At 45.7% G+C, this 8,611-nt stretch carries 7 protein-coding genes; all 7 read left to right on the top strand.

Annotated features, from left to right (window positions below; genetic code table 11):
- The first annotated feature begins 462 nt into the window (after positions 1 to 462).
- Positions 463 to 966, top strand: a complete 504-nt coding sequence (locus tag L0J61_RS06685; protein WP_301465552.1) for a GspH/FimT family pseudopilin — start codon at positions 463 to 465, stop codon at positions 964 to 966.
- Positions 963 to 1,625: a type IV pilus modification protein PilV gene (gene pilV, locus L0J61_RS06680; RefSeq protein WP_301465551.1), complete on the top strand. Its 663-nt coding sequence runs from the start codon at positions 963 to 965 to the stop codon at positions 1,623 to 1,625. The genes L0J61_RS06685 and pilV overlap by 4 nt, the downstream gene beginning before the upstream one ends.
- The gene (locus L0J61_RS06675) at positions 1,625 to 2,638 is read left to right on the top strand and encodes a PilW family protein (RefSeq protein WP_301465550.1); all 1,014 of its coding nucleotides are present in this window, start codon (positions 1,625 to 1,627) and stop codon (positions 2,636 to 2,638) included. Before pilV ends, L0J61_RS06675 begins: the two co-directional genes overlap by 1 nt.
- A 24-nt stretch (positions 2,639 to 2,662) precedes the next feature.
- Positions 2,663 to 3,508: a PilX N-terminal domain-containing pilus assembly protein gene (locus tag L0J61_RS06670; RefSeq protein WP_301465549.1), complete on the top strand. Its 846-nt coding sequence runs from the start codon at positions 2,663 to 2,665 to the stop codon at positions 3,506 to 3,508.
- 146 nt (positions 3,509 to 3,654) lie between these two features.
- A complete protein-coding gene (locus tag L0J61_RS06665; protein ID WP_301465548.1) occupies positions 3,655 to 7,443 on the top strand; it encodes a PilC/PilY family type IV pilus protein in 3,789 nt (1,262 codons plus the stop codon).
- A 5-nt stretch (positions 7,444 to 7,448) separates the two neighbouring features.
- Positions 7,449 to 8,036 carry a type IV pilin protein gene (locus tag L0J61_RS06660; protein ID WP_301465547.1) on the top strand — a complete coding sequence of 196 codons (588 nt, stop codon included), beginning with the start codon at positions 7,449 to 7,451 and terminating at the stop codon, positions 8,034 to 8,036.
- Positions 8,036 to 8,515, top strand: coding sequence for a type IV pilin protein (locus L0J61_RS06655; RefSeq protein WP_301465546.1), 480 nt, complete (start codon positions 8,036 to 8,038; stop codon positions 8,513 to 8,515). Before L0J61_RS06660 ends, L0J61_RS06655 begins: the two co-directional genes overlap by 1 nt.
- Positions 8,516 to 8,611 lie beyond the last annotated feature (96 nt).

The following is an 8,611-nucleotide window of genomic DNA, read 5'->3' as shown; positions in this document are numbered from 1 at the left end:
CGACACACCTTAATATTTAACGTAAAAAATATGTGGCCATACCTTATAGATACTTGACATCTTATCTCAAAATGCTCTTTTAACAATAAATAGTAGCCAGCTGTGCCTGAGTGCACATATTTAACATTGTTGAACGTAGCTGAATTAGATTGCTAAAATCTGGCTAAAAAGTTATATTATGAGCAATGAATATATATAGTCGCTATTGAAAGAATGTTTGTACGTCGTGCTAAGGTTAAGCCATTACTTTCATTAAGATATTGATTTAGTATATCTTTTTCTGTTGCATTCTGGTGTGTATCTGGAACGAAAATTGCATGAAATACGTAGTATATTCAATATTGTGTAGATAAAACAAAGGTGCTGTAGCATGATAAATGTCAGCCCGTTGTCATGGTCTGTGATTGTTAAAACGATTAGAGTTGCTAGACAGATAATAGCCGTTATGAATAGGGAAGTGATGTGAACGCATCTATGAACAGCCTACCATCCAAACAATCAATGTCCATCTCAGGATTTACCTTGATAGAGCTGATGGTCACGATTGCCGTGGTTGCTATTATTGTCAGTATTGCCGCGCCTGCAATGGGTACTCAGTTTGCCAATCAGCGAGTAAAGTCAACGACAGCGACGCTCGACAACGCCTTAAGTGAAGCAAAAGCAGAGAGTGTGATTCGGAGGCAAGATGTGACGTTGAGCTTCGATAATACAAGTACGCCTCGTGTTATCACAATCTCGGGATCCGATGGAGATGCAAGTACGATCGCTAGTTATAACTACGATGATCAAATCACCCTAACATCAACCCCCACTGACTCGGTGACCATTACCTTTGAGCCTAGCAAGCGGGTGGATGCTACGGTTACTTATACCATATGTGATGACAATACCTCTGCAACGCCGAAACAAGTTGCGGTTAGCAAGACTGCTATTATCACCAACCAGACGGGAGGAAGTTGCTCATGAGTCGTTCAAGCTCCCAACATGGTGTTGGCTTAATCGAAGTGCTTGTCGCTGTATTACTGCTATCGATTGCAGTACTTGGTTTTAGCGCGTTACAGGTACGAGCCGTCAGTGCTACTGATGAAAGCTTGGTGCGTACCAAGTCTTTGACCTTGGTACGCAACTTGACAGAAGTGATGCGTGCTTATCCTGATGCTTATGTCACTGGTAGTGGCACAGGTTTTTCGACGGCATCAGCGTCGGCGACGGGAGCTATACCACTTGTACAAGCCGTTGCTGGCATACCAGAACCAGAGAGTGGAGATTATAGTGTCTCTATTGATGGAACAGAGATCTCTATCAGTGGGGCGAATAATTGTCTTTCAGCAGCGACAGTCACCGATGATGGTAAGGAAGTACCAGAGCAGCCGTGTAATATCAATCAGATCGCTGCCCGTGATACGTTGTTGGTCAAGCAAATAGCAGCAGAAGAAGATCTTGATCTCGCGGTTGTGAGTTGTCCAGCGAATACCGATCAAGCTGATATTCAAAGACAGATGTGTGTCATTACCGCGTGGAATGATACCAAAGCAATGCTTGACAACAGTGATGATGATGCTTGTGCCAATAGTAACGGTGTTTATAAAAACGGTAGCCAATGCTTGATTTCGGAGGCGTACTGATGACGATGTCTAATAATAATACTCAACGAAAAATTCAGAGAAAAATTCAGCGAGAAAAAAGCCATGACCGTTTGGGTAGGCAGGCTCCTTATGCCAACACAATGGCAGGCTTCACTCTAATCGAGCTTATGATTTCATTGGTTTTAGGGCTACTGATATCGGCAGCTGTGATACAGGTCTATATTATCAATACCCGCACGGTTACTATCCAACAAAGCGCCTCAGAAGTACAAGACAGTAGTATATTTGCTCTACAAGGGTTGGAAGACAACATGCGTCTTGCCAATTTAGGCAACCCTATTACCAGTATTAGCAGTAACAGTGATCACGGTGGCGTCGTACTGACTCCTACCAACTTGGGGACGACGAATACCACAGATACTACGTTGCTGACCAACAGTGCTGACTCTACAGGGTGGACAGGTGTATCAAATATGACCGGCGTAGACAGCGATCAGTTGACGATACAATATAAAAACATCACGCCCAGTCCGATGTATGATTGCGAAGGCGCTGAGATCTTGGCCGGTAGTTCTGATTGGGTCGTTGAACGCTACTTTGTGCGTTTACAGACAGACGCGAGCGCTGGCACAGGAGTACAGGATCTGGCATTGGCTTGTAAGGCAGGTCGAGTGTCTGAAGACGGGACAGTTACTACTGCGTTTTCGGGCAATGGTGCTGTTGTTGTGCCAGCAGTTGATCAGTTCAAAGTGCTTTTGGGTGTTCAGACAGATATCGGCCAAATGACTTATTTAGCACCAAAAGTTTATTTGGATCTGGACGATAAACCACCGATCACAACGCTAAAAATAGGAACTGTCATCCGTAGTACTACGCCACTGATAACCAATGCTGATCAAGAGGCGTTTACTATCTTGGGGGTGGATCAAAACCTGAAAGCTGACACCGGACGTAGAAAGTTCTATCGACGCAGTTATGAGTCTACCGTGCTATTGCGTAATGCTCGGTTGATGAATGTGACAGCTACGACACCAACAGCAGCAACGCTTTAGACCACATCATAACTGGAGAGTAAAATGTTTGACGATCAACAATACTCATACCCCAAAATGCAGTCACCTGCTGCTCAGCAAGGTGCGGTATTGATAGTGGTGTTATTATTTTTAGTATTGATTATTTTGGGTGGTGTTATGGCGGTCAGAAACAGCACGACGGATCTACGTCTGGCAACGAGTGATCAGATAAATACACTGCTGGTACAGTCTGCTGACAATGCCAATCAAAATATAGAACAAACCATGAATGGCGATAGTAGCACCGATATCTATAAAGAGATGACAGGAAGTGGTGGGCCTTTTGGTTATTTTATGACTAGCCTGGGCAATATCAATGATGAGTACATCTTTTGTTTCCGACCACGTGGCCAGTTTTTTAATATTAGGCAAACCACGATCACAGTGCCAGGTGGCGGTAATATATTAGGCAGTGATAATGGCTATTGTAACCCTTCTGAGCCCGATGACTATGTTAGCCAGCGTGGTGCTAGTATGACTCAAGTCAATATTGGCTTAACACCGCCTAGTCCAGACGTTGAGGTTTTTTCGCAGTATACAATCGGGCAAGATGGTAGCAGCAGCTCTAGTCAAGCCTATTTGTTTGATATCAACAGCAGTGCGATATTGCCCTCTTATGCAGGTGCAGAAGATGCTGCCAAAAACTGTCTAGCGATGACAAGCAAATACGACAGCGTCGTTGATAAAGAAGAAACCCTCGCTGGCTGTATGGCTGAGGCAGGAGTGCCGAGCAAAGTGCTCTATGAAATGGCCAATGTAGAAAACCAGTCTCAGCGCACTAAGTGTAGTGAGCTAGGTAAGGGCAGTGGCAAGACCACAGAAATGCTCTGTAGCTTAATACCTGATTAGTATAAAACCTGATTAGAACCAGTCTAAATGGGTTGATGCTCGAAAGGTAGGCGGGTGCTCCAAATAGCGGTAGACCGTAATTAAAAACTAAACCGTAGATATAAAATATAGCGCATTCATTGTAGTGATAGCATAAGGGTAAGATCATGAAGCATCCACAGTACAGACAGCCTAGTAGACGTGAATGGCGTGTTACCGCCTTGTCGGCAGCGGTATTATTTGGTCTAACCGCTATCAGCAGCTCAGCGCATAGTGCCACTGATGGCAAACAGATCGGTGATTTGGAGATATATCAGGCAGCTGAAGATGGCAAAGTGACCATCACGATGATGCTTGATACATCAGGTAGTATGACAGCTGCTCAGGTGGGGGCAGATGCTTGTGATTTACCATCAGGCGTAGCCCTCTACTATTACAATCCTATTCGTGATCGAAACTCTAATACGTCACCTAACTACGACAGAAGATACTGTCTAACTACGACTGGTCAAGCATACTATGATCGGCTGACGCGCTTAAAAGACGCTATTTTTGAATTAATGGATACAGATGCACTCGATTCGGAGAAGGTATCTATCGGCATCGGTCAGTTTTCGTCACAAAGCAACAGCGATAACAACTATACAGGACCTGATGGCAGCAGTGGCAAGATATTGGTGCCTGCGGCATTACTGGATGAATCACAACGGCAGAAAATCAAAGTCGCTGTAGCTAAACTTGTCGGTGGCAATGGTACTCCGACAGCGAATGCCTATGCTGAGGCAGGTGCTTATATGCTAGGTACCAACACTTCTGGTTCTATTACTGCACCTAGAGAAGAGTATCTCAGCGTTGGAGGTACCTACTATCGTTGCACCAGCCATACTGGTACGGGTTGTACATCGGTGACGTTCTCTGGATACTCCCTACCATGGGGGCACTCGTCTGTTAGCTGTCAATTCTACAGTGGGCGCACCTGCTGGAGTAAAAACGTAACTCAGAGTGCTAATGCTTGGGGGTTTAGTGGGTTTAATAAATCAATTCAAGCGGCCAAGTCTCGAAATGATTACATCAGTCCAATAACGTCGTCATCTTCTTGTGATGGGCGCGGCATTTACTTTTTAACCGATGGTGTACCAAACAGTTCACCGGCATCCGCTTCTATGATGGCATCGGCGCTAGACCGCGCATCGTTTAGTGCGTCTGGGAATGGTTTACCTAATGGTAGTAGTTTCGGCAATGGTATGCCTGAAGTTGGCGCATTTGCCAAAGCTTTGCGCGACCCAACTCAGAACCCTCTGGGTCAGAGCGGCACTATTTTAACCGCTGTCGTCGGGTTTGGTTCTGATCTCGCTGTCGGTGATGATATCTCTACAAACTTGGATTTCACCAACGCACAAGGTGAACAAGATTCAGGTGTGTTCTATGATTGCGATAGTATCAGCGATATAGATGCAAAAAATGCCTGTAACTGGGGGGCAAAATCGCACCCTGATTTGCCAGGTGTTGGTGGTTTCGGCGAAGGTGGTTTTTATTCAGCACAGTCCACGGAGGATATCGTCAAAAGTATTACTAGCTTTGCCGCTGACCTAAATCAAACGATACCGTCTGCACCATCAGGAACGATTACCGTCCCAGAAAACCCATATCAAGCAGCTGCCCAGTTAGCTTATGCTTATCTGCCCATGCTAGCGCCTGAGGTCGGTGAAAACAAAAGTATATGGCAAGGCAATCTTAAAAAGTATAATTTAGATCAGGGTACGTTGTTTGGCAACAGTAATGAGCCATTGTACGACAGTGCTGCGGGCGATTTGAGGTCGACGACACAAGACGTGTGGCAAACGGCTGACTTTACAGAGAATGGTGAAACTGCCAATAGTAGCATTAGAGCAGGCGGTGTGTATGCGCAGCTGCGCACACCGACATCGGGGCGTGAAAATTTACGCAAGATATACGTTGAGGACTATACCTCTAGTAGTAATAAACAGCCGATATTGCGTGAGTTGGGTGTTAGCAGTGAAGGCAGACCAGTGGGGTTCGATCAATTGGTCGATACGGCGACCTATACGACACAGAACCAGTTGCGTTTGCTGAACTTCTTAGGGTTTGACACCGCTGACCACGATAATGCTGAGATAAATTTAGTGACCATGAGTGAGCGTGCATCACCAGACGTCAATATAAATGATCTGACATTGGTTCAGCCTAGCCAAAGTATCAAAGTACTGGGCGGTGTTTTACATTCAACGCCTGCGGCCATCTCCTATGGTGCTGCCTTGGATGACAACGGGCGCATCACTGACGATCGTGAAGATTACGTCTTGTTTGGTTCTATGGATGGCGCATTACACCTAGTCGACAGTGATGATGGTAAAGAAGCCGTTGCTGTTATTCCAAGATCGATGATGATCAACCAACCAGAGGCACTGGTTAGCGGTTCAACTAAAAGTGCCATTGGTCAGCCGTATTTTGGGGTCGACGCACCGTGGCTTGTGGCCACCGACTATAAATATGACCTAGAAAACGATAAAGTCACTGTGGATACAGCAAGTGATAATGGCATGTTTGCTTATGGTGGTTTGCGGATGGGCGGTGAAGCCTTTTATGGGATAGATATCACTAACGAGTCCTCTCCAGAAGTCATGTTTACGATTACGCCAGAGGGTCTTAACTATACTTCTTCAGACCATTTTGAGCGTTTAGGGCAGATTTGGAGCAAGCCTACAGAGGCTAAAATTCGTATAAACGAGAGTGATGATGATCCAACCGACGTACTGATCTTCGGTGGTGGTTATGACATGGGTTATGAAGACGAAGAATATGTCCCGACAGCGACTGATCCTGCAAAGGGTAACGCTATCTACATGATCAATGCGCAAACAGGCGAATTGATATGGTCAACCAGCAGTGCGGCAAGTGCTGGTGAAAATGTCAAAACTGATGAGATGATACACAGTATTACTGGTGAGATTACCGTGTTGGATCGTGACAATGATGGTCTGACCGATCATATTTATGCGGCTGACCTTGGTGGTCAAGTATTCCGTATCGACCTGCAGAATGCACGCTCAGATGATTTCGGGTTTACAGCGGTATCGAGCTTCAGTGCCAAGCCCGCCGTGCGTATACTAAACACCAAACCGAGCGACGTAAGTAACAGTAAGTATGCTTATCGCTTTTATGATCGTCCTGTCGTTAGTTTTTATCGTAGCGAAGGCGGAGATAACAACGGTAACCTCTTTGCCTTAGTCAATGTGGTTTCAGGTAACCGCAGCGCGCCTTTATCTAAATTACGAGAGGATAATACTTTCGCCAATCGGGTCTACGGTATCATCGACAGTGATGTGACACGCAGCGATCTCTATACGACATCGACTTATAATGTCGAAGATGTTACAGAAGCTGACTTAGTCAATTTAGAAGATGAGCTAGGGAATACACCAACTGAAGATGCCAAAAACGCTGCTAAGGCAGGCATGATCGCAGGTACACAGGATGGCTGGTATTATCCATTGACCCGTTTTAACGGTGAAGCAGACGTCCAATACAACAAGAGCATGGGCGATAGCGCAGTCATCAACAGCTTGCTATATACTACCGTCTACAACCCTGACTATCATTATGGAAGCACTGATAGCTGTGCGGCGCAAATTAGAGGCGCCTCTGAGCGTCAGCTATATTGCTTACCTTATGGTGTGTGTATGGAAGACACTTCTGTCACAGGTACTGGTGGGTTTGTACAGGCGGGTCAAGGTATTCAAGAGCTGGCATTGGGTGCATTTAATGCAGATAATACTAACCTAAGAGTGCTAATCGGGACAACCACATTAGAAGATCGCATCGATACAGGTAACAGAGTGGACTTTAATGCTGGCGGTGACGGTAGTGCTACTGAGTATATCTTTAATGAGCGTTATACTCTTCAGCCTAGAGTCTGGTACGAGCGTGACCAATGATAAAAATGACGGATAACACGCCTGCGAATGTGACGTTGCCCACAGCAACATCTGGTTGGGCATACAAAAAAGATGTGCGCGGCTTTACGCTCATCGAGCTGATGATCGTTGTTTCTGTCATTGCGATACTCGCTGCCATCGCTATTCCGAGCTATCGACGCTACGTAGTGCTCAATGCAGAGCGAGAAGCTCAGGCAAAAATGCTACAGCTACAGACTCAGCTAGAGCGCTGGCGTGCTAGATCTCTGAGCTATCAAGGGTTTATACCAGCGGTGGTCGACAGTGATGACAATACTGTATCCTATAGCTATGATGAAGCCAACAACCAGACCATCTACATCCCTGATGGTAGTGACGAAGATAATCATCGCTATGCCATCACTTTAGTAGATGGTGCTGACACGAGCAGTTCGCTGGTTGCGACCGGCCTCGTCACTGGGCGTACGTGGAAGATGCTAGCCACGCCCAATGATACAGGTATCTTCCAAAATGCTCATAATATTGTACTCACCAGTACAGGGCTGAGCTGTCAAAACGCGTCGGATATAGACATCTCAGCAGCAGACTGCGGTACTGGTCAGGAGCAGTGGTAATGTCAGTAATACATCACAATCAACACCCTAATCAGTACCCCAATCAATATGCTATTAACAGACGACAGCAGTTCGGTTTTACTCTACTTGAGTTGATGATCGTCGTGGCGGTGATCGGTGTGCTGGCGAGCATTGCTTATCCTAGCTATCAAGGCTACGCCGAAAAAACCAAACGTGCGGATATGATGACCGAGCTGCAAAACATCGCTGCCAGCCTCGAAAGCGGTAAATTGGCGCAAGGCAAATACAGTAACGATCTAAAGGCAGGGCTGGAGGATGATTACCCTAGACAGGGCACGGCGCTATATACGGTGACTGTTGGACCTGATCCGTTGACTTCGGAGTGGATCATCACTGCCGAGCCTAAAAGTAATGAATTAATGAGCGATGATGGCGATTTGACGCTCAACTACCGAGGCATTAAGTGCCGTGAAATCGACGGTGTTGATACTTGCGGCACAGATGACAGCTGGAATTAAAGTGCTTCTATTTTAGGGCATTCCTATTTTGAGCGATGTTAATTTAATAGTAGATTCTTTATAGAGAACACTATAATAAAAAGCTGTTTAACATTG

Source organism: Psychrobacter sp. (assembly GCF_030457785.1).
Taxonomy (GTDB): domain Bacteria; phylum Pseudomonadota; class Gammaproteobacteria; order Pseudomonadales; family Moraxellaceae; genus Psychrobacter.
Note: the sequence above shows the minus strand (reverse complement) of the source record. Positions and strands in the feature narration are given on the sequence as shown.

What these genes read in the sequence shown, in the direction of transcription:
- pilV (WP_301465551.1), top strand. Translation starts at nt 963, where the DNA reads ATGAGTCGTTCAAGCTCCCAACATGGTGTTGGCTTAATCGAAGTGCTT.
- L0J61_RS06655 (WP_301465546.1), top strand. Translation starts at nt 8,036, where the DNA reads ATGTCAGTAATACATCACAATCAACACCCTAATCAGTACCCCAATCAA.
- L0J61_RS06670 (WP_301465549.1), top strand. Translation starts at nt 2,663, where the DNA reads ATGTTTGACGATCAACAATACTCATACCCCAAAATGCAGTCACCTGCT.
- L0J61_RS06665 (WP_301465548.1), top strand. Translation starts at nt 3,655, where the DNA reads ATGAAGCATCCACAGTACAGACAGCCTAGTAGACGTGAATGGCGTGTT.
- L0J61_RS06675 (WP_301465550.1), top strand. Translation starts at nt 1,625, where the DNA reads ATGACGATGTCTAATAATAATACTCAACGAAAAATTCAGAGAAAAATT.
- L0J61_RS06660 (WP_301465547.1), top strand. Translation starts at nt 7,449, where the DNA reads ATGACGGATAACACGCCTGCGAATGTGACGTTGCCCACAGCAACATCT.